This window comes from Streptomyces sp. NPDC015532 (genome assembly GCF_043078065.1).
Classification (GTDB): Bacteria; Actinomycetota; Actinomycetes; order Streptomycetales; family Streptomycetaceae; genus Streptomyces.
Window position 1 is genome coordinate 1504742 of the sequence record NZ_JBIBSY010000001.1, and the last position, 19881, is coordinate 1524622.

19 protein-coding genes, 1 rRNA gene and 1 pseudogene are annotated in these 19881 nt (G+C 70.1%); 12 read left to right on the forward strand and 9 right to left on the reverse strand.

What is annotated here, in order from left to right; genetic code table 11:
- Positions 1 to 131: 131 nt before the first annotated feature.
- Entirely contained in the window at positions 132 to 1349 is a 1218-nt protein-coding gene (serB, locus tag ACF07B_RS06460) for a phosphoserine phosphatase SerB (protein WP_392177916.1), read from the reverse strand.
- Between the two features lie 541 nt (positions 1350 to 1890).
- A complete protein-coding gene (locus ACF07B_RS06465; protein ID WP_392177917.1) occupies positions 1891 to 3759 on the reverse strand; it encodes a streptophobe family protein in 1869 nt (622 codons plus the stop codon).
- A 238-nt stretch (positions 3760 to 3997) separates the two neighbouring features.
- On the opposite strand from ACF07B_RS06465, the gene ACF07B_RS06470 reads away from it, so the two are divergent.
- Positions 3998 to 6481 carry an FHA domain-containing protein gene (locus ACF07B_RS06470; protein WP_392177918.1) on the forward strand — a complete coding sequence of 828 codons (2484 nt, stop codon included), beginning with the start codon at positions 3998 to 4000 and terminating at the stop codon, positions 6479 to 6481.
- 81 nt (positions 6482 to 6562) lie between these two features.
- On the opposite strand, the gene ACF07B_RS06475 is transcribed toward ACF07B_RS06470, so the two are convergent.
- The 3 genes from ACF07B_RS06475 to ACF07B_RS06485 all read right to left on the reverse strand — a co-directional run bounded on the left by ACF07B_RS06475 (position 6563) and on the right by ACF07B_RS06485 (position 9438).
- Positions 6563 to 7330 (reverse strand): transglycosylase SLT domain-containing protein, encoded by a 768-nt coding sequence (locus ACF07B_RS06475; RefSeq protein ID WP_369485891.1) that lies wholly within the window; start codon positions 7328 to 7330, stop codon positions 6563 to 6565.
- 291 nt (positions 7331 to 7621) lie between these two features.
- Positions 7622 to 8734, reverse strand: a complete 1113-nt coding sequence (locus ACF07B_RS06480; RefSeq protein WP_392177980.1) for an S-adenosylmethionine:tRNA ribosyltransferase-isomerase — start codon at positions 8732 to 8734, stop codon at positions 7622 to 7624.
- An 8-nt stretch (positions 8735 to 8742) separates the two neighbouring features.
- Positions 8743 to 9438 carry an SDR family NAD(P)-dependent oxidoreductase gene (locus tag ACF07B_RS06485; RefSeq protein ID WP_392177919.1) on the reverse strand — a complete coding sequence of 232 codons (696 nt, stop codon included), beginning with the start codon at positions 9436 to 9438 and terminating at the stop codon, positions 8743 to 8745.
- A 184-nt stretch (positions 9439 to 9622) separates the two neighbouring features.
- On the opposite strand from ACF07B_RS06485, the gene ACF07B_RS06490 reads away from it, so the two are divergent.
- The 4 genes from ACF07B_RS06490 (at position 9623) to ACF07B_RS06505 (ending at position 12250) form a co-directional block, all read left to right on the forward strand.
- Complete coding sequence (locus ACF07B_RS06490; RefSeq protein WP_392177920.1) at positions 9623 to 10789, forward strand: GAF domain-containing sensor histidine kinase; 1167 nt, start codon at positions 9623 to 9625, stop codon at positions 10787 to 10789.
- A complete protein-coding gene (locus ACF07B_RS06495; protein WP_369485889.1) occupies positions 10782 to 11423 on the forward strand; it encodes a response regulator in 642 nt (213 codons plus the stop codon). Before ACF07B_RS06490 ends, ACF07B_RS06495 begins: the two co-directional genes overlap by 8 nt.
- A gap of 145 nt (positions 11424 to 11568) precedes the next feature.
- Positions 11569 to 11814 carry a chaplin gene (locus ACF07B_RS06500; protein ID WP_369485888.1) on the forward strand — a complete coding sequence of 82 codons (246 nt, stop codon included), beginning with the start codon at positions 11569 to 11571 and terminating at the stop codon, positions 11812 to 11814.
- 196 nt (positions 11815 to 12010) lie between these two features.
- Positions 12011 to 12250, forward strand: a complete 240-nt coding sequence (locus ACF07B_RS06505) for a chaplin family protein (RefSeq protein ID WP_362408695.1) — start codon at positions 12011 to 12013, stop codon at positions 12248 to 12250.
- A 252-nt stretch (positions 12251 to 12502) separates the two neighbouring features.
- On the opposite strand, the gene ACF07B_RS06510 is transcribed toward ACF07B_RS06505, so the two are convergent.
- Positions 12503 to 13291 (reverse strand): hypothetical protein, encoded by a 789-nt coding sequence (locus tag ACF07B_RS06510; RefSeq protein ID WP_384241962.1) that lies wholly within the window; start codon positions 13289 to 13291, stop codon positions 12503 to 12505.
- A 121-nt stretch (positions 13292 to 13412) separates the two neighbouring features.
- On the opposite strand from ACF07B_RS06510, the gene ACF07B_RS06515 reads away from it, so the two are divergent.
- The 3 genes from ACF07B_RS06515 (at position 13413) to ACF07B_RS06525 (ending at position 15825) form a co-directional block, all read left to right on the forward strand.
- On the forward strand, positions 13413 to 14204 hold the full coding sequence (locus ACF07B_RS06515) for an ABC transporter ATP-binding protein (protein WP_362408691.1): 792 nt from the start codon (positions 13413 to 13415) through the stop codon (positions 14202 to 14204).
- A gap of 96 nt (positions 14205 to 14300) precedes the next feature.
- The gene (locus ACF07B_RS06520) at positions 14301 to 14735 is read left to right on the forward strand and encodes an NfeD family protein (protein ID WP_392177921.1); all 435 of its coding nucleotides are present in this window, start codon (positions 14301 to 14303) and stop codon (positions 14733 to 14735) included.
- Positions 14736 to 14865: 130 nt separating this feature from the next.
- Complete coding sequence (locus ACF07B_RS06525; RefSeq protein ID WP_326788616.1) at positions 14866 to 15825, forward strand: SPFH domain-containing protein; 960 nt, start codon at positions 14866 to 14868, stop codon at positions 15823 to 15825.
- 69 nt (positions 15826 to 15894) lie between these two features.
- Here ACF07B_RS06525 and ACF07B_RS06530 read toward each other — a convergent pair whose 3' ends face one another.
- The 3 genes from ACF07B_RS06530 to ACF07B_RS06540 form a co-directional block, all read right to left on the reverse strand.
- Entirely contained in the window at positions 15895 to 16401 is a 507-nt protein-coding gene (locus ACF07B_RS06530) for an HNH endonuclease (protein ID WP_326788617.1), read from the reverse strand.
- A 144-nt stretch (positions 16402 to 16545) separates the two neighbouring features.
- Complete coding sequence (locus ACF07B_RS06535) at positions 16546 to 17085, reverse strand: YbhB/YbcL family Raf kinase inhibitor-like protein (RefSeq protein ID WP_392177922.1); 540 nt, start codon at positions 17083 to 17085, stop codon at positions 16546 to 16548.
- A 38-nt stretch (positions 17086 to 17123) separates the two neighbouring features.
- A complete protein-coding gene (locus ACF07B_RS06540) occupies positions 17124 to 17909 on the reverse strand; it encodes a sporulation protein (RefSeq protein WP_392177923.1) in 786 nt (261 codons plus the stop codon).
- A gap of 217 nt (positions 17910 to 18126) precedes the next feature.
- On the opposite strand from ACF07B_RS06540, the gene ACF07B_RS06545 reads away from it, so the two are divergent.
- From ACF07B_RS06545 to ACF07B_RS06560, 4 genes and pseudogenes are all read left to right on the forward strand, one after another.
- Positions 18127 to 18294, forward strand: coding sequence for a hypothetical protein (locus ACF07B_RS06545; protein WP_392177924.1), 168 nt, complete (start codon positions 18127 to 18129; stop codon positions 18292 to 18294).
- Positions 18291 to 18899: a DNA-3-methyladenine glycosylase gene (locus ACF07B_RS06550; protein ID WP_392177925.1), complete on the forward strand. Its 609-nt coding sequence runs from the start codon at positions 18291 to 18293 to the stop codon at positions 18897 to 18899. The genes ACF07B_RS06545 and ACF07B_RS06550 overlap by 4 nt, the downstream gene beginning before the upstream one ends.
- Before the next feature lie 30 nt (positions 18900 to 18929).
- Positions 18930 to 19237 (forward strand): annotated as a pseudogene (locus ACF07B_RS06555) (DNA-3-methyladenine glycosylase); the annotation flags it as partial.
- Between the two features lie 554 nt (positions 19238 to 19791).
- Positions 19792 to 19881, forward strand: a 16S ribosomal RNA gene (locus tag ACF07B_RS06560); the annotation flags it as partial.

The following is a 19881-nucleotide window of genomic DNA, read 5'->3' on the forward strand; positions in this document are numbered from 1 at the left end:
CATGCCACGAAACGCTGCGGCGCACCCCTTCCGCAAAGCGTGCCCCCGGCCGTGATCCCCCCCCATGCCCCCGGCCGGGGGTCGCGGCCGGTGGCGGGGCCGGCCCCCCCGTCCGTCGTCGGGACCCTCACTCAGCCGGTGTTCTCGTCCACGTGCATGTCGGCGGCCTCGACCTCTTCACGGGTGACGCCCAGCAGATACAGGACCGTGTCGAGGAACGGGAAGTTCACCGCGGTGTGCGCGGCCTGCCGTACGACCGGCTTCGCGTTGAACGCGACTCCGAGGCCGGCGGCGTTGAGCATGTCGAGGTCGTTGGCGCCGTCGCCGATCGCCACGGTCTGGGCCAGCGGAACCCCGGCCTCGGCGGCGAACCGGCGCAGCAGCCGTGCCTTGCCCGCCCGGTCCACGATCTCGCCGGTGACCCGCCCGGTCAGCTTCCCGTCGGCGATCTCCAGGGTGTTGGCCTGGGCGAAGTCGAGCCCGAGCCGCTCTTTCAGATCGTCGGTGACCTGAGTGAACCCGCCGGAGACGACGCCGACTTGGAAGCCGAGCCGCTTCAGCGTACGAATCAGGGTCCGCGCGCCCGGCGTCAGCCGCACCTCCTCGCGCACCTTCTGCACCACCGACTCGTCGAGTCCTTCGAGGAGCGCCACGCGCGCGTGCAGGGACTGCTCGAAGTCCAGCTCACCGCGCATCGCGGCCGCCGTGACCTCGGCGACCTTCTCCTCGCACCCGGCGTGTGCCGCGAAGAGCTCGATCACCTCGTCCTGGATGAGGGTGGAGTCCACGTCCATCACGACGAGTCGCTGGGCCCGCCGGTGCAGGCCCGCAGCCACGACCGCGATGTCGACACCGAGTGCCGAGGCCTCGGTCACCAGCTCGGTGCGCAGCACCTCGGTCTCCGTACCGGACACCGCGAACTCGACGGCGGTCACCGGGTACTTGGCCAGCCGGAAGATACGGTCGATGTTGCCGCCGGTCTTCGTGATCCGCGCGGCGATGGCGGCCGTCGACTCCGCGGTGAGCGGATGTCCGAGCACCGTGACCAGCGAACGTCCCGAGCCACGAGGGCGGTTGTCGCCGAGGCCGGAGATGATCTCCGCCTGCATCTTCATCGACTCCGCCCAGCTGTGGACGGTCGACCGGAGATCGCCTTCGAGGCCTGCGGACGGCTCGGTCACCAGCGCGCACAGCACGATCCGGCCCCGGGTGACGACCTGCTCGATGTCGACCACGTCGACGGAGTAGGCGGCGAGGGTGTCGAAGAGTCCGGCGGTGATGCCCGGCCGGTCCTTGCCGAAGATCTTGACAAGAAGAGTGGGCACATCAGGGGTATGTGAAGCGCTCATGGTATTTCCCACCGTATCCGGCACGCAGTGCCTCCCGCCCGCCCGGTCCGCCTGGCGGACACGGAACACTGGGTGACACCCGAAGGACCCACGGGTGACGAACGCCCACCCGGCCGTCCCGGACCCTTCCTCACGCCCCCCGCACCCTCTCGTTCGCCCCCCGGTCCCGCGGGCCCACAACCACTTCTTCGCCCCTCCGCCCCTACCCGTCCCACCCCTGGGGCTCCGCCCCAGACCCCGCTCCTCAAACGCCGGAGGGGCTGAGACTTTCCCGGCCGGGGCTGAAACGTTCCCGGCCGGGGCTGAAATCCGGACCGGCCACCACGACGCACCCGCACCCGCACCCGCACCCGCACCCGCCCCCGCACCCGGGATCCGACGCGAGGGGCCGTGCCGGTACATCGATGCCCGTCGCCACCGACGCCCACGCCTCACCCAACGGCGACGGGCTGATGCACCGGCACGGCCCCGACCCACCCACCGGACCCCCACCGCACCCGCACCGCACCGCACCCGCGAACGCCAGCGCAGCGAACCGTCCTCAACGCCGGGGCCGACGCGGAGGAGGCGGCCTCTCGTCCGGCGGCGGCGGAACGGGCGGCGGGGGAGGAGGCAGCGGCGGCGGCCCGTCCGGCCGCCGCTTGGACGACGGCCCGATCGGCCCCACCACGGTCGGCGCTCCGTACACATCACCCGGCGCCCGGGAACGGGAATCCCTCGGAGCCGTCCCCCGGTCCCCGGGCTCCCGCAACTCCTCCGGAACCCTCAGATACGGATTGGTGTCAGGGTTGGGCGCCCGGTACGACCCCCGAGGCCGATACGGCCCAGCCGTCCCACCGCCACCACCAGCACCACCACGCCCCTCGGACCCCACGGCCTCCCAGGACCCCCCAGAACCCCCAGAGCCATCAGAACCCCCAGAACCCCCAGGCCCCGCAGTCAACCCGTCCCCCCGTGCCGCCCCGGCAGCAAGGGCAGCCCCCACGACCCGCCGCCCCGCGGCCCCGCTCCACCAGGCCAGCAGAGCCCCGGTCCCCCCGGCCGCCGCCCCCCACAGCGCACCCAGCAGCAACGCCACCCCCAGGTGCCCACGCAGCTCGATCCCCGCCCCGAACGCGTCGAATCCGAACACGGACAAGGAGGCGTCCACCGACACCTCCGTCAGCCAGGCGAGCAGCGGCAGCGCCAGTGCCGTCACGACCCCCAGCCGAAGTGCGCAGCGCCCGGCGAACCGCGGAGCACTGTCCCCCCGTACGTCAGGGCCCCCCGGTGCTCCCCCAGCCGCCGCACTCCCCGCCCGTACGAATGGCGTACGGGCGGCCGTCAGGACGCCCGCGTACAGCATCATCAGAGCGGCCGCGAGCGCCAACAGCCATACGCGCCCGTCGAGTTCGGCGAGCCGGGCGAGGGTGACGGGCCGGGACGCGTCGGCCGTCAGCAGCTTGTCGAGGGGGTCGGGCAACAGCTTGGCCAGCTCGCCCGTGGCCTTGCCGTCCCAGGGGACGAAGAGCCCGAGGGGGATGCCGAGCCACACCCCGTTGGGCGCGCCGAGCAGCGCGGCTCCCGCGATCCGCTTCGGATGCGCGTCGCCGATCGCCGCGTACGCGGCCGCCGCGAGCCCGGCGAGGACGGCGACCAGAAGGACGGTGACGAGCGAGGAGGCGGCCGGCCGTACCGCGCGGTGCACGGCGTCCCAGCCGCGCGGCAAGGGGGTACGCCGGGAGGCCAGCAGCGCGATCCCCAGCACCCCGGCGGCCCACGCGGCTCCGCCGAGCAGAGTCGGCACGGTGTCGACGGAGAACCCCACGGCCGCCTTGGCCTTCACGAGGTCGTCGATCCTGCCGGGCAGCAGTCCGCCGAGGTCCCCGAGGCCGCCGGGGAGCTTGTCGGTGATGGAGCCGAGCCCGCCGTCACCGCCCGCGGCCTTGTCGAGCCCGAGCCGGTCGCCGTCGATCGTGATGACGTCGTGTCCGGCCCAGGCGAGCCCGCCCAGGGTCGCCACGAACAGGGCGATCACCGAGCCCGCCCGCGCCAGGAGTTCGGCCGGAGCGATGACAACTCCGGCCCCGCGCAAGGACCGTAGGAAGAACCACGACATCAGCAGGGCGCCGACCAGCCCGACGCCCAGCGGCGTGATCTGGATGGCGGTGTGCGCCTCGGCTCCCTTCAGCCCGAAGGCGGAGACGTTGCCGGACGGCGTCACCGTGCCGCCCGCCCCGAGAGCCACCACGGCGGCCGTCATGGGGCCGAGGGAGGCCGCCGCGTCCGCGCCGAGCAGGTGCAGACCGAGCGCGGCGGTGCCCGCCATCCCGATCAGCGCCCAGCTCACGGAGGCGATCGCCGACAACAGCACGTCCCCCCACGGCACGCTCCCGGTGCTCCCGCCGTGGTGCGTGGTCCCCATGCTCATCGCCAGACCCCCCGATCAGCGCCGCGGTGATCCCGCGCATGTCCCCCTCGTGTGGGATTACCACTCTCCGGGCCGGTTTCAACCCCGTCAACGGATACGGGCAACCCGCCCGTCACCGACGTTCACAAGGCCCGACTTTCGGTCAGGGGGCCTGAACTGAAATAGTTCCCCACGATGTTCGACATCCCTAGACTCCCTGTGATGGGGGAAACTCGGGGGACAACTCAGTGGGGCTGGAGTGCCGGAACTCGTACTGGAATTGAATGGACGGACCTGGACGCTCGACGCGTCCAGGCCTCACACCCTCGGACGTGATCCGCAGGGGGACATCGTGCTCGAGGACGCCAGGGTCTCCTGGCGCCACGCCACGATCAGCTGGAACGGCCGCAGTTGGGTCATCGACGACCACGGGAGCACCAACGGCACGTTCGTACAGGGGCAGCGGATTCACCAGTTGGAGATCGGTCCCGGATCGGCTGTGTACCTCGGCAACGCGACCGACGGCCCGCGCCTGAGCGTGTCCGGTGCCGCGGCCCCGGTGGCGCAGCAGCCGTTCGCGGCGCAGGGTGCCGGCCCCGGCTGGGCCCAGCCGCCGACGCCGCAGTCGTCGCAACCGCCGCAGAGCGCGCAGCAGGCGGGGGGCATTCCGCAGCAGCAGGGACCCGGCGGCGGCGCGGGGGCACCGCCGGTCTACGGCGACCGCAGCCCGACGACCTTCCACCAGTTCTCGCTGGGCCGCGTGATGCGCATCGGCCGTGCGCTGGAGAACGAACTGGTGGTCTCCGACCTCCAGGTCTCGCGCCACCACGCCGAGTTCCACGCGACGCCGGACGGCCGCTTCGAGATCCGTGATCTCGGCTCGCACAACGGCACGTACGTCAACGGTATGCCGATCGCCAAGGGCGGCTCCGCGCTGCTCGGCCCGAACGACATCGTCGGCGTCGGTCACTCGACGTTCCGGCTGGTCGGCGACCGGCTCGAGGAGTTCGTCGACACCGGTGAGGTCTCCTTCTCGGCCCGCCACCTGACGGTCACCGTCGACGGCGGCAAGCAGATCCTCAAGGACGTCTCCTTCGGCGTACCCGAGAAGTCGCTCGTCGCGGTCATCGGCCCCTCGGGCTCCGGCAAGTCGACGCTCCTGAAGGCGCTCACGGGCTACCGCCCCGCCAACCAGGGTGACGTCCTCTACGACAACCGGAACCTGTACAAGCAGTTCGCCGAGCTGCGCCAGCGCATCGGTCTGGTCCCGCAGGACGACATCCTGCACAAGGAACTGACCGTCAAGAAGGCCCTCAAGTACGCGGCCAAGCTGCGCTTCCCCGCCGACACCACGGGCGAGGAGCGCGACGCGCGCATAGACGAGGTGCTGCGCGAGCTGAAGCTGGACGTCCACAAGGAGAAGAAGGTCACCTCGCTCTCCGGTGGCCAGCGCAAGCGTGTCTCGGTGGCTCTGGAGCTGCTCACCAAGCCGTCGCTGATCTTCCTGGACGAGCCGACCTCCGGTCTCGACCCGGGCATGGACCGCGATGTCATGCAGCTGCTGCGCGGTCTCGCCGACGACGGCCGTACGGTCCTGGTCGTCACGCACTCGGTGGCGGAGCTCGCGATCTGCGACAAGCTCCTCGTGATGGCGCCCGGCGGCTCGGTCGCCTACTTCGGTCCCCCGGAGGAGGCGCTGAACTTCTTCGGCTACGAGACCTGGGCCGACGTGTTCTCCGCGTTCGAGAACTACCGCGACTACGACTGGGCGGGCCGCTGGAAGGGCTCGCAGCACTACCAGATGTACGCGGCGGACATCGACGCGGTGGCTCCGCAGTCGACGCAGATGCCGTCCGCGCAGGCGATGAAGCCGCCGAAGCCGCAGAGCTGGGGCTCCCAGCTGATGACGCTGATGCGCCGCTATGTCTCGGTGATCGTGTCGGACAAGGGCTTCCTCGCGCTGACGGTGATCCTGCCCGCTGTCCTGGGCTCGGTCAGCCTGCTCATCGACAACGGCAAGACGCTGCTGGTCAACGACAAGATCCTGCCGTCGGGCGCCCATGTCGCGAACGGCACGGCCACGACCGTGCTGCTGATCCTCGCGGTCGGGGCGTGCTTCGCGGGCGCCGCCAACTCGGTCCGTGAGCTGATCAAGGAACGGGTGATCTACGAGCGGGAACGCGCGACGGGTCTGTCACGTTCGGCGTACCTGATGTCCAAGGTGATCGTCCTCGGTGTGATCACCATGCTGCAGGGCGCGCTGGTCGGCGCGATCGGCTTCGGCAGCCGCGAGGTCCCGTCCGAGGGGCTGATCCTCAAGAGCCTGCCCAAGGTCGAGCTCACGCTGCCGATCATGGCTCTGGGCTTCGTGTCGATGATGTTCGGCCTGATCATCTCCTCGCTGGTGAAGACCGCCGAGAAGACCATGCCGCTGCTGGTCATGTTCGCGATCGTCCAGGTGGTCTTCACCGGCTGTCTGTTCATCCTGAACGGCACGGTGGGTGTCAACCAGTTCTCGTATCTGATGCCGGCCCGCTGGGCGGTGGCCGCGTCCGGGGCCACGCTGGACCTGAACAACATCTTCCCGAACCAGGACGATCCGACGAGCACGGACCCGCTGTGGGACCACACGGCCGGAGCCTGGACCGTGGACATGATCGCGCTGATCGTCCTCGGTGTCGCCTGCGGCTTCTTCGTGGCCCGCTTCCTGCGCCGCCACGAGCCCGAGGTCATGCGCAAGTAGAGGCCCGGGAACGACGCGAGGGCGGCACCCCTGACCGGGGTGCCGCCCTTCGGCGTCTGTGGGGAACTCCGCGCTGAGTCCTCAGTACGCGCTGTTCACGTTGTCCATGGAACCGTACTTGTCGGCGGCGTAGTTGCAGGCGGCGGTGATGTTGGCGACCGGGTCGTAGATGTTCCACGAGGTACCGGCCACGTGGTACGCCTTGAACGTCGGCGGGATGACCTGGAGCAGACCCTTCGACGGGATGCCGTTGATGGCGTTGATGTCCCAGTCGTTGATGGCCATCGGGTTGCCCGAGGACTCACGCATGATGTTCTTGTGCAGCCCCTGGTAGCTGCCGGGGATGCCCTTGGCCTTCAGGATGTCGAGGGACTCGCGGATCCAGCCGTCGAGGTTGTTGGCGTACGTCTTCGCGGCGACCGGCTCCATCTTTATGCGCTGCGTGGAGCGGCTCGCGGCGGCGGCCTTCTTCCTCGCGGCGGCCTGGGCGGCGGCCTTCTTCTTCGCGGCGGCCTCGGCGGCAGCCTTCTGCTTGGCGGCAGCCGCTGCGGCGGCCTTCTTCTTGGTGGCCGCGGACGCCGCCGCCTTCTGCTTGGCCTCGATGGTCTTGGCCTTCAGCTCGGCGGCGCTCGTGCCGGTCACGTCGGACTCGACGCCCTTGATCTGCTTTCCGCTGTAGGCGACCGGCGCCGTGGAGGCGGCGGCGCCGTCCGTGGTGCTGTGGGAGCCGTTCGGCGCAAGGGAGAACGCGAGGGTGGCGGCACCGAGGGTGGCCACACCGGCGACGGAGTACTTGTGGAGCTTCGTCAGCTTCGGACTACGACCACGAGCGGCAATGTTCTTGAGCATGACTGATAGACCTCTTCGAATAGCGCGGAGGTCGCTCTTCGTCCCGGTTGGGGACTGTGTTTCCGGAACAAACGCCTCGGGGGAGAACCCGAGGCGCTGAGCGACATGAGCAATTCTTAGCGGTCGCAAAATGCCCTGGCAAAGGTGTGACCTACGAAGCCAGGTAGTGGACGCAGAAGGGACAAATCGGGGCAGACAGGCATGTCTCCCCTGGTCACCTTGTCCCTTTTATCTCCTATGCACCTTCGTACGTGACCTGGACCCTATGCGCGGGCTCACAGGGGGCCACGATCATTCTGACGTGGAGTTGCGAGAGTAACGCTCAGCGTGAGGTCCCTCGGGGAGGATGAGGTGCACGTCGCCGAACTCGTGCCAGAGATAGCGCCCGCGCAGCGCCTCGTCGTACGCACGCTCGATCGCCGCCCCTCCCGCGATCGCCTCCAGCATCAGCAGGTGCGAGGCCTCCGGTTCGTGCAGCCCGGTCAGCAGCCCGTCGACGGCCCGCACACCGCGCTCCGGAGTCACCACCAGCCCGGTCCACCCCTTCGCCGCCCGCACCAGTCCGTCCTCACCGGTCGCGGACTCCACGGCCCGCACCGCCGTCGTACCGACCGCGATGATCCGGCCTCCGCCGGCCCGCGCGGCGTTGATCAGCCGGGCCGACACCTCCGGAACCTCGTACCGCTCCGGATACGGCGGCTCGTGCGACTCCGCCGAGGCGACCCCTGTGTGCAGGGTGACCGGAGCGAACTGCACCCCCCGGCTCACCAGCTCCGCCACCAGACGCGAAGTGAAGGGGCGCGCCGCGCTCGGCATCTCCGCGCTTCCCGTCCCGTCGTCCGACGGCAGCGCGAAGACCGTCTGGTACACCGACAGCGGCTGGTCCCGGTCCGTGTAGGAGTAGCGGATGGGCCGCCCGTACCGCCGCAGCAGCCCCAGCACGTCCGCGTCCGGCACCCGCCCCCACCACAGCCGCTGCCCGCGCGCGGTCAGCGGCTCCTCCAGGACGAGGCGCGCGTCCCCGGGCAGGCACACCACTGTCCCCGCGGGGCCGCCCGCACGCGCGCGCGTGGTTCCCCTGCTGTCGGGATCCCGTAGCTCGACCGCCCACCGCCCGTCGTCGCCGCGCGTCGAAAAGTGCACCACCACGCGCGCGTGCCCGATCCGCCCGTCCACGGCCGCCGCCAGCGTGGCCGAGGTGTTGACGATCAGCAGATCCCCGGCCTTCAGCCGCCCGGGCAGCTCCGCGAACGCGTGATGCGACACCTCGGTACCGCGCGACACCAGCAGCCGTACGGAATCCCGGTCGCGGCCCGGACCTCGCTGCTCCGCCGGCACCCGCGCCGACAGCTCCTCCGGAACGCTTCCCCACTCCCGGCCGCGCCCGGCCCGGGAGGCCCCCATCGCCGTCGTCACCGCTCCTCCAGCAGATCCGAAGCCGCGTAGCGCCCGCTGGCCGGCCGCTCGTCGAGCAGACGCAGGAAGGCCGGAACCGCGGTGGCCGGCGCCGGCCGCGGACCGTCGTCGTCCGGTACGGCCGCCGCGTAGAGGTCCGTCTCCATGTCCCCCGGATCCACCGCCCACACCCGCAGGCCGGGCTCCTCCTCACCGAGCACCGCCGAGAGATGGTCCAGCGCCGCCTTCGAGGCCCCGTAGCCGCCCCATGTCTCGTACGCCTGTACCGCCGCGTCCGAGCTGACACCGACGACCGCGCCCGCCCCGGCCGCCCTCAGCAGCGGCAGCGCCTCCTGCACCAGGCCCAGCACGGCCACCACATTGACCTCCAGTGCCCGCCGCAGCCCCTCGGGATCCAGCTCCTCCAGGCGCACCAGCGGCTCCGCGCCCAGCGCGCTCGCGTTGTTCACGAGCAGGTCGACACCGCCCAGCTTCCGGGCCGCGGCCACCAGGTCCGCGCGGTGACCGGCGTCCGTCACGTCCCCGGCGAGAGCCTCCACCCGCGTCCCGTAGGCGCGGAGCGCCTCCGCGGTCCCCTCCAGCACCCCGGCCGTCCTGGCGTCGAGCACCAGATCCCAGCCGCGCTCGGCCAGAGCCGCTCCGAGCGCCCTCCCCAGTCCCTTCGAGGCCCCTGTGATGATCGCTACCGGCATGACATCCGTCCCCTCGCTCAGACCGCCTTCCCGGCGGGTGCCCTCACGGTAGGAACGCGGCCCACCCGGGCGCCTCGTACGAGGGCCGCAATGATCAGGGGCCCTTCGTCCTAGGCCCAATGGCCCGGTGGGCGGGGCCACCGGGCCGATACGCGGTGTCACACCCCGCCGGTAGTTTGGGGGCATGAGTCACGGACCCCGGTCGGGCCTGTACGCGGTGAGCTCCGCGTTGCTGGCCATGAGCAGGCATCTCGAAGTGCGCGACGTCCTCAAGACGATCGTCGCTTCGGCGCGCGAACTGCTCGACGCGCAGTACGCCGCGCTGGGCGTGCCCGACGACCACGGAGGCTTCGCCCAGTTCGTCGTCGACGGGGTCAGCGACGCGCAGTGGAAAGCCATCGGACCGCTCCCGCGCCAGCACGGCATCCTCGCCGCGATGCTGCGCGAGGCCCGTCCCGAGCGCCTGGCCGACGTGCGCGAGGACCCCCGCTTCGAGGGCTGGCCCGCGGCCCACCCCGACATGTCCGACTTCCTGGGCCTGCCCATCCGCGACGGCGACGAGATCATCGGCGCGCTCTTCCTCGCGAACAAGATGCGGCCGGAGGGGGAGCCCCCGTGTCCCCGGCCGGACGGCCGCTGCGGCTTCACCGAGGACGACGAGGAACTCCTCACCATCCTCGCCCAGCACGCGGCGATCGCCCTGACCAACGCCCGGCTCTACGAACGCAGCCGCGAACTGACCATCGCCGAGGAACGCTCACGGCTCGCGCACGAACTGCACGACGCCGTCAGCCAGAAGCTGTTCTCGCTGCGCCTGACCGCGCAGGCCGCAGCCACCCTCGTCGACCGCGACCCCTCCCGCGCCAAGGGCGAACTCCAGCACGTGGCCGCGCTCGCCGCGGAGGCCACCGAGGAACTGCGCGCCGCCGTCATCGAGTTGCGCCCCGCCGCCCTCGACGAGGACGGGCTCGTCGCCACCCTGCGCACCCAGATCCAGGTCCTCGACCGCGCCCACTCCGCGCGCGTGACCTTCTCCAGCCACGGTGTACGAGCACTGCCCGCCTCCCAGGAGGAGGCCGTGCTGAGGGTCTCCCAGGAAGCCCTGCACAACGCGCTCCGGCACTCCGGCGCCGCCCGCGTCGACGTCACCCTGGACCGGCGCGGCCCCGGCGCCGTCCTGCACGTCCGCGACGACGGCGGCGGCTTCGACCCCACCGCGATACGCAGCGCCGGCCGCCATCTCGGCCTGGTGTCCATGCGGGACCGGGCGAGCGGGGTAGGCGGCACACTCACCGTGGAATCGGCGCCCGGGAAGGGCACCGTGATCGAGATGGAGGTCCCTGGTGGCTGACGCAATCAAGGTGCTGCTCGTCGACGACCACCAGGTCGTCCGCCGGGGACTGCGCACCTTCCTCGAAGTGCAGGACGACATCGAGGTCGTCGGGGAGGCGTCCGACGGAGCCGAAGGCGTCGCCCGCGCCGAGGAGCTGAAACCGGACGTCGTCCTCATGGACGTCAAGATGCCGGGGACGGACGGCATCGACGCGCTGCGCAAGCTCCGCGAACTCGCCAACCCCGCGCGCGTGCTGATCGTCACGAGTTTCACCGAGCAGCGCACGGTGGTGCCGGCCCTGCGCGCGGGCGCCGCCGGATATGTGTACAAGGACGTCGACCCGGACGCGCTGGCCGGGGCCATCCGCTCGGTCCACGCCGGACACGTGGTCCTGCAATCCGAGGTCGCGGGCGCCCTGTTGTCCCAGGAGGAGGCCAACTCGGGCCAGGGGAGAGGTGTCTCGCTCACCGAACGGGAGCGGGAGGTGCTCGGCCTGATCGCGGACGGCCGCTCCAACCGGGAGATCGCCCGCGCCCTCGTCCTCTCCGAGAAGACGGTGAAGACCCACGTCTCGAACATCCTGATGAAACTCGACCTCGCCGACCGCACCCAGGCCGCGCTCTGGGCTGTGCGGCACGGGATCACGGACTGACCGTCAATTCGGAGGGTGGCGCTCCGGGATGAGATTCATACCGTCGTGTGTATGTCACCCGGATGGCGCATCCTTCGTGGAGCCCGGCCGTTCTCCAGTGCGCCGCGGCGGTCCGCCGCGGTGTTCGCGAGGAGGGGTTTCGCACGTGAAGAACCTGAAGAAGTTCACGGCTGTCGCGATGGTGGCCGGCGGTCTGGTGGCCGCCGGTGCGGGCATGGCCTCGGCGGCGGACGGCGCGTCGGCCGCCGGCACGGCCGTGGGCTCCCCGGGCGTCATCTCCGGCAACCTGGTCCAGGCCCCGGTCGACGTCCCGGTGAACGTGGTCGGTGACAGCGTGAACGTCATCGGCGCCCTGAACCCGGCGTTCGGCAACCTCGGCCTCAACCACTGAGGTTCCCCGTCGAGGCGACCGCGACCACCGGCCCCCAGGGACTCCCTGGGGGCCGGTCGGCTTGTCCGCTCATCCGCGGACTGAACCGGACGGGGTAAACAGCAGGGTCTTCCCGTGCCGTCTCGGGCTCCCCGGCGTTGCTCAGCGTACGACCCGCGGCAGGGTCGGATCCGTGAACGCAGGAGGAACACTTCCCATGAACATCGCCAAGAAGGCCGCCCTGGCCGTCACCGTCGTCGGAATCGCCGCGGGCGCTGGTGCCGGTGCCGCCGTCGCCGACTCGGGTGCCGAGGGCGCGGCCGCGCACTCGCCGGGCGCCGTCTCGGGCAACGTCGTCCAGGTCCCCGTCCACGTCCCCGTCAACGTCGTGGGCGACTCCATCAACGTCGTCGGCCTCCTGAACCCGGCGTTCGGCAACGCGGGCGTCAACGGCTGAGACACCCTGTACCGAAGGGCCCCACGAACGGAAACGTTTCGTGGGGCCCTTCGGCGTGCGGTCCCCAGCACGTCGAACCCCCGGAGCACCCCGCCCGCGCACCGGCTCCCCGGCGCGGGAACTCGCGGAGCGCCCCCCACCGCCGGGAGCGCTCCGGCGCGCGAACGCCCGGCCCGGAGCATCCGAAGCACGCGAAGCCCCCGGCGCGCGCACCGCGCACGGCATGCGCGCCGCGCTCAGCGCACCCCGCGCTCAGCGCACCCCGCGCTCGCGTTCCTCCACGAAGGCGTTGTACGCGGCCACCTGCGCCCGCCGGGCCGTCCGTTCCACGGGTCGCAGCGCCTCGGCCCGCGAGGCGATCTCCGACGCGCTCACCGCGCCGCCGTGCCCGCTCTCGTACGCCACGGAGATCAGCGCCCCGACCCGCTGAGCCAGTTCCAGCACCCGTACCGCACGCGGCGGGTACCCGGGGGCCAGCACCTCGCGCCCCCGTTCCGCCCGCGCCCGGAACGCGTCGACCGCCGCCGCCGCGACCGGCCCCGAGCCGGCCACGTCCAGTCGTGACAGCGCCTCTGTCGCCTCGCGGAGCGCCTCCGCCAGCTCCCGCTCGGCCTCCCCGAGCGAGGGCACGTCGGCGGGCGGTGCCTCGCGTACGGCGAGGCAGTGCCAGACGACCTCGACATGCACATCGCCGGCGGGCCCGGCCTCGTACACCTCGGGCACGAGGCCCAGCGCCGAGCCGTGGCAGACCACGGCCTCCTCGGCGTCGAGGGCGCGCGCGTTGAACTCGGGCGGTCCGCTGAGCCCGAGCGGATGCCCCGGGGCGGGCAGTGCGACCCGCAGTCCGGTCACCCCGAGCCCGCGCAGCCGGCCGAGGGCGAGCGTGAGCCCGACGGGTCCCGACTCGCCGGGCACCCCTTCGACCCGGTGCACGGCGTCGTCCCCGACGATGGCGAGCACGGCGTCGTCCGGAGAAACAAGTCCGGCCAATAGGGCATTTCCCCATGCCGCCAGTTGTCCTGAGCGTGGTTCCGAGAGCATGCCCCCACCCTAAGGACCGGCCGATGGGTCGGTGTGGCCGACCGGTGGCGTAGGTTTTCCCTGGGGGCTTCGTCCATAGACGTAAGCGACGGCCGAGACTGCAATGGGAGACAACGCGCTCATGAGCGATGTACTGGAACTGGTGGACGTATCCGTGGTCCGCGAGGGCCGGGCTCTGGTGGACCAGGTCTCCTGGTCGGTCAAAGAGGGGGAGCGCTGGGTCATCCTCGGCCCCAACGGCGCCGGGAAGACGACCCTCCTGAACGTCGCCTCCAGCTACCTCTTCCCCAGTGCGGGCACCGCCACCATCCTCGGTGAGACCCTCGGCAAGGTCGACGTCTTCGAGCTGCGCCCGCGCATCGGCATCGCCGGAATCGCGATGGCCGAAAAGCTCCCCAAGGGCCAGACGGTCCTCCAGACCGTCCTCACCGCCGCGTACGGCATGACCGCCGGCTGGCACGAGGACTACGAGGACATCGACGAGCAGCGCGCCCGCGCCTTCCTCGACCGCCTCGGCATGAGCGACTACCTGGAGCGCCGGTTCGGCACGCTCTCCGAGGGCGAGCGCAAGCGCACCCTGATCGCCCGCGCCCTGATGACCGACCCCGAGCTGCTGCTCCTCGACGAGCCCGCGGCCGGCCTCGACCTCGGCGGCCGTGAGGATCTCGTGCGCCGCCTCGGCCGGCTCGCCCGCGACCCGATCGCCCCCTCCATGATCATGGTCACGCACCACGTCGAGGAGATCGCCCCGGGCTTCACCCATGTCCTGATGATCCGTCAGGGCAAGGTGCTCGCCGCCGGCCCGCTGGAGCTCGAACTCACCTCGCGCAACCTCTCCCTCTGCTTCGGCCTTCCCCTCGTCGTCGAGCAGGTCGGCGAGCGCTGGACCGCGCAGGGCCTGCCGATGGCCTGAAATCGTCACAACGCGCGGACGCACCCCCGTCACCCGGCGTACCCGACTTGATCGCGTGCCCTGTCCGCCGGGGGAGCGCGGTCCTACCATGACCACGTGAACGACATCAACGCATGGGTGTGGTGGCTGGTCGGGGCGGCCGGACTCGGTATCCCGCTCGTGGTGACCGCGATGCCGGAGTTCGGCATGTTCTCCGTGGGCGCCGTCGCCGCGGCGGCCGCCGCGGGCCTCGGTGGCGGTGTCGTCGTCCAGGTGCTCGTCTTCGTCATCGTGTCGGTCGCGCTCATCGCCGTCGTACGCCCCATCGCGGCGCGGCACCGTTCCCAGCGCCCCGAACTCGCCACCGGAATCGAGGCGTTGAAGGGCAGGCAGGCCATCGTCCTGGAACGCGTGGACGGTTCGGGCGCCGGCCGTATCAAGCTCGGCGGAGAGATCTGGTCCGCGCGTTCCCTCGACGGCGCACAGGCCTACGAGGTGGGCCAGGAAGTGGATGTCGTGGACATCGACGGAGCGACGGCCATCGTCATGTGACCTCGTACAACGCAAGTGAACCGAACGCCCCACGTGGCAGACGACGTTCTGTCAGACTCGTCCAGCAAGATCTTCAACACCCATAAGATCTTTCGGAATTGCCGAGTGGAGAAGGGTACGGGGAGCATCGATGGAACCGATCATCATCGTCCTGATCATTCTGGTGGTGCTGGTCTTCATCGCCCTGATCAAGACCATCCAGGTCATCCCGCAGGCCAGCGCCGCCATCGTCGAGCGTTTCGGCCGCTACACGCGGACCCTGAACGCCGGCCTCAACATCGTCGTCCCGTTCATAGACTCGATCCGCAACCGCATCGACCTGCGTGAACAGGTCGTGCCGTTCCCGCCGCAGCCGGTGATCACCCAGGACAACCTGGTCGTCAACATCGACACGGTCATCTACTACCAGGTCACCGACGCGCGCGCCGCGACGTACGAGGTCGCCAGCTACATCCAGGCGATCGAACAGCTCACCGTCACCACGCTGCGCAACATCATCGGCGGCATGGACCTGGAGCGGACCCTTACCTCCCGCGAGGAGATCAACGCGGCCCTGCGCGGCGTCCTCGACGAGGCCACGGGCAAGTGGGGCATCCGCGTCAACCGCGTCGAGCTGAAGGCGATCGAACCGCCCACCTCCATCCAGGACTCGATGGAGAAGCAGATGCGCGCCGACCGCGACAAGCGCGCCGCGATCCTCACCGCGGAAGGCATCCGCCAGTCCCAGATCCTCACCGCCGAGGGCGAGAAGCAGTCCGCGATCCTGCGCGCCGAAGGTGAGGCCAAGGCCGCGGCCCTGCGCGCCGAGGGCGAGGCCCAGGCCGTCCGCACGGTCTTCGAGGCCATCCACGCCGGAGACCCGGACCAAAAGCTCCTCTCCTACCAGTATCTCCAGATGCTCCCGAAGATCGCCGAGGGTGACGCCAACAAGCTCTGGATCGTGCCCAGCGAGATCGGTGACGCCCTCAAGGGCCTCAGCGGGGCCATGGGCAACTTCGGCAACCTGGGCGGGGGTTCGGGCAACCGGGGCTCCTCCGGGGATTCCGGCGGCAACAGCGAGCGCCGCGAGAAGCCGTCCATCACGGACTGACGCACACGACGGTACGACGATGGGGCCCACCTCCCGCGGGAGGTGGGCCCCATCGTCATGTCGTACGGGCTACGCGGCCGGCTGGGCCAGCCACTCCGGCAGCGCGTCGAAGTCGTCCTGGCCGAGCGCCAGCAGCATGGCGTCCGCGGGCGTCGGCTCGAACGGCTGCCGCAGCAAGGGCATCTGGGCCTGCTCCGGGGTACGGTCGGCCTTGCGGTGATTGTCCTCGGCGCAGGAGGCCACGGTGTTCAGCCAGGAGTCCTGACCGCCCTGAGCCCGCGGCACGACGTGGTCCACGGTCGTGGCCCGGCGCCCGCAGTAGGCGCACCGGTGCCGGTCGCGTACCAGCACACCCCGCCTCGACCACGGAGCTTGTCTTCGGAACGGCACCCGGACGTAGCGGCAGAGCCTGATCACCCGAGGCACGGGTATGTCCAGCGCGGCACCGCGCATGCGCAGTTCGGGGTGGGCCTGCTCGACGACGGCCTTGTCCGTCAGCACCAGAACGACGGCTCGGTTCAACGTCACCGTCGACAACGGCTCAAAGCTCGCGTTCAGTACCAGCGTGTCCCGCATCCAGCCCACCTCCTATTGCGCACCGGCCCACCTGCGGCGGGCTGGGATCAACTCTGGCCGGGCATGCCGAGATGGACAACGCAATAAAAAATGCCCGCCCCTGATCACTTCCATGACCAGAGGCGGGCAAACGTTCGGTGAACGTCAGTCTGCGGCGGGAGCGGCGTACTCACCGACCAACTGAGCGCGCGCCAGCGTGTGGAACCGCAGATTGAAGCCCACCGCGGCGGGCGACACGTCCGCGTCGGGACCGAGCTTCTCCTGATCCACGGCGTACACCGTGAAGACGTACCGGTGCGCGGGATCCCCGGCCGGCGGCGCGGCGCCGCCGAAGTCCCGGGACCCGTAGTCGTTGCGCACCTGGACGGCACCGTCGGGCAGACCCTCGAACTTGCCGCTGCCCGCGCCCGTGGGCAGCTCCGTCACCGAGACCGGGACGTCGAACAGCACCCAGTGCCAGAATCCGCTCCCCGTCGGGGCGTCCGGATCGAAGCACGTCACGGCGAAGCTCTTGGTCTCCGGCGGAAAGCCTTCCCAGCTCAGCTGCGGCGAGGTGTTCCCAGCCGCGTGGACCTGCGCGTCCTTCAGCACCGCGCCGGGCTCGACATCCTCGCTGGTGAGCGTGAACGCCGGCACCGGCGGATGGAAGTCGTGGGGAAGCGGCGGCCTCTTGAGCTCGGTCACGTCAGTACCTCCTGAACGGCGGATTCCGTACCGCGAGCCTAGAACCAGCTGCGCTTGCTGCCGACCTCCGACAGCCACTGGTTCAGGTATCCGGCCCAGTCCGTGCCCTGGAAGTCGTGCAGTCCCACCTGGAAGGAGCGGAAGGAGTCGCTGCCCTCACTGAAGAGGCCCGGCTTCTTGTCCATCTCCAGGATGACGTCCATCGCGCGGTCGTCCGCGACGAAGCTCAGCTCCACCTGGTTCAGCCCGCGGTACTGCGACGGCGGGTAGAACTCGATCTCCTGGTAGAACGGCAGCCGCTGACGCGTGTTGCGGATGTGGCCCTTCTCCATGTCCGCGTTCTTGAAGCGGAAGCCGAGCTGGATGAAGGCGTCGAGAATCGCCTTCTGCGCCGGCAGCGGGTGCACGTTGATCGGGTCCAGGTCACCCGAGTCGATCGCGCGGGCGATCTCCAGCTCGGTGGTGACCCCGATGTTCATCCCGCGCAGGCTCTGCCCGTCGATCATGGTGATCGGCGTCTCCCACGGGATCTCCAGCCCGAACGGGACCGTGTGCACGGCGCCCGCCTGGAGCTGGAAGGCCCCGCCGAGGCGCAGCTTGGTGAACTCGATGTCCTGCTTGTACTCCTGGTCGTCGTGGCCCTCGACCTCGACCTTGGCCTGCAGGCCGACCGACAGACCCTCGATCGACTGGTCGACCGAACCACCCTGGATCCGCACCTCACCCTGGACGACGCCGCCCGGAACGGTGTTGGCCTCGGTCAGCACCGTCTCGACCGAAGCCCCACCGGCCCCCAGGCTCGCAAGCAGCCGCTTGAACCCCATGTCGTCACTTCCTCCCCAGGCAATGCCTGTTCGTTCTCTGCCTGTCTGGATCCTTTGATCCCTACAAACGCGATCCGGCCCCGACCGGTTCCGCGTCCTCACCCTTACAAGGGAGAGGACCCCTGACCACCCCGTGGGCCCATATCCGTCCGGACCTCTCCGAACGGCTCCTGACGCCACCGCGCCGGGGAGGGCGGAGGGACTACGCTCGTACGCCATGATCGCGGCCCCTGACCGTACGCCCCTGACGCGGGACCTTTTCGACCGCCCTGTCCCGGACGTCACCCCCGACCTGCTCGGACGTGTCCTCGTACGTGCCACCACGGACGGTCCGATCGAGCCGCGCCGCCCGGGCACCCATGGCACGGCGAGGCGGCCGGCGTGAACGTCTCCCTCGCTCGCCCCGCCGAAGAAGTAGCCCCCGACCTGCTCGGTGCCGTGCTCACCCACGCGACACCCGAGGGAACCGTGAGCATCACGATCACGGAGACCGAGGCCTACTCCGGCGCGGCCGACCCGGCCTCCCACGCCTACCGGGGCAGGACACCGCGCACCGCCGTCATGTTCGGGCCGGCGGGGCATCTGTACGTCTACAGGTCTCACGGTCTCCACTGGTGCGCCAACGTCGTCACCGGGGTGGACGGCATCGCTTCGGCTGTCCTCATCCGGGCGGGCAGGGTCCTTGAGGGGGAGGACCTGGCGCGCGAGCGGCGGGGGGACAAGGTCGAGGGCCCGCGTCTCGCGCGGGGGCCGGGGAACTTCTGCCAGGCGCTCGGCATCACGGCTGAGCACAACGGCACAGACCTGCTGTCGGACGCCTCGCTCGCACTGACCGAGGGCGAGCCGGTGCCCGCCGCGCTCGTACGGGCCGGCCCTCGGGTGGGCGTGAGCAAAGCCCACGACTGGCAGCACCGCTTCTATCTCGCCGGTGACCCGACGGTCTCGGCCTACCGACTGAGCCCAAGAGCCAAGCCGCCCACCGGAGCCTGAGCCGCTGCGTGTCTCGCCGCGCTCCTGCCGGAGGACGTGGATCTCGCCTGTAAACGTCGACTCTCGGCCCGATGCGACAGGGAACTGGCCAAAGGGCCGGCGCGCCACGCGACGGCACTGGGGGTGGACCGGGCGCTCGACGAAGCGGCCGCCCGCGGCCCGAAGGTTCGCTTCCGACCTTGCCGAGAGGTACCCCGGCCCCCTCCGACCAGGCACGCGACGCTCCGCGCGTCGGAGAGTGCGGCGACGGAAGCGTCCATCCCTTGCGTTTCCGGGGAGCCGGCGACCCGACGGTGAGTCCTTATAGAGCGCATGCGCCTCGCCGCTGTTCAACTTGACGCGCCCCTGGGGGATCCGTAATGTAGCCCGAGCCGCTTGAACCGGTTACGGCGTTCAGCCAGCAGCCGAGAGCGGCCACCCACTACCTACGACTTCCCCTCAGCGGGGGCTTATTCGGCGTGCCTGCATGTCTGAATTCGAACCCGCGGAACTCGATTATGAGTCGCCGAGGGAATCGGCTAACGTAGTGAATGTCGAAAGGCCGCGAAACGCGAAAGCGCTGAAAGGCCCGAAGACAAACCCGCTGACTGGGAGTCAGGCCCGAAAGGATCTGATAGAGTCGGAAACGCAAGACCGAAGGGAAGCGCCCGGAGGAAAGCCCGAGAGGGTGAGTACAAAGGAAGCGTCCGTTCCTTGAGAACTCAACAGCGTGCCAAAAATCAACGCCAGATTTGTTGATACCCCGTCTCCGGCCGTTCGGTCGGGACGAGGTTCCTTTGAAAAAGTCCTATCCCCTTGGGGGTAGGCGCATCAGCGAGGACGCTGTGAACGCCGGTCCTATTCCGACCGGTTGTTCCGCTCTCATGATGTTTCACCGGATTACCGGTAAACATTCACGGAGAGTTTGATCCTGGCTCAGGACGAACGCTGGCGGCGTGCTTAACACATGCAAGTCGAACGATGAAGCCCTTCGGGGTGGATT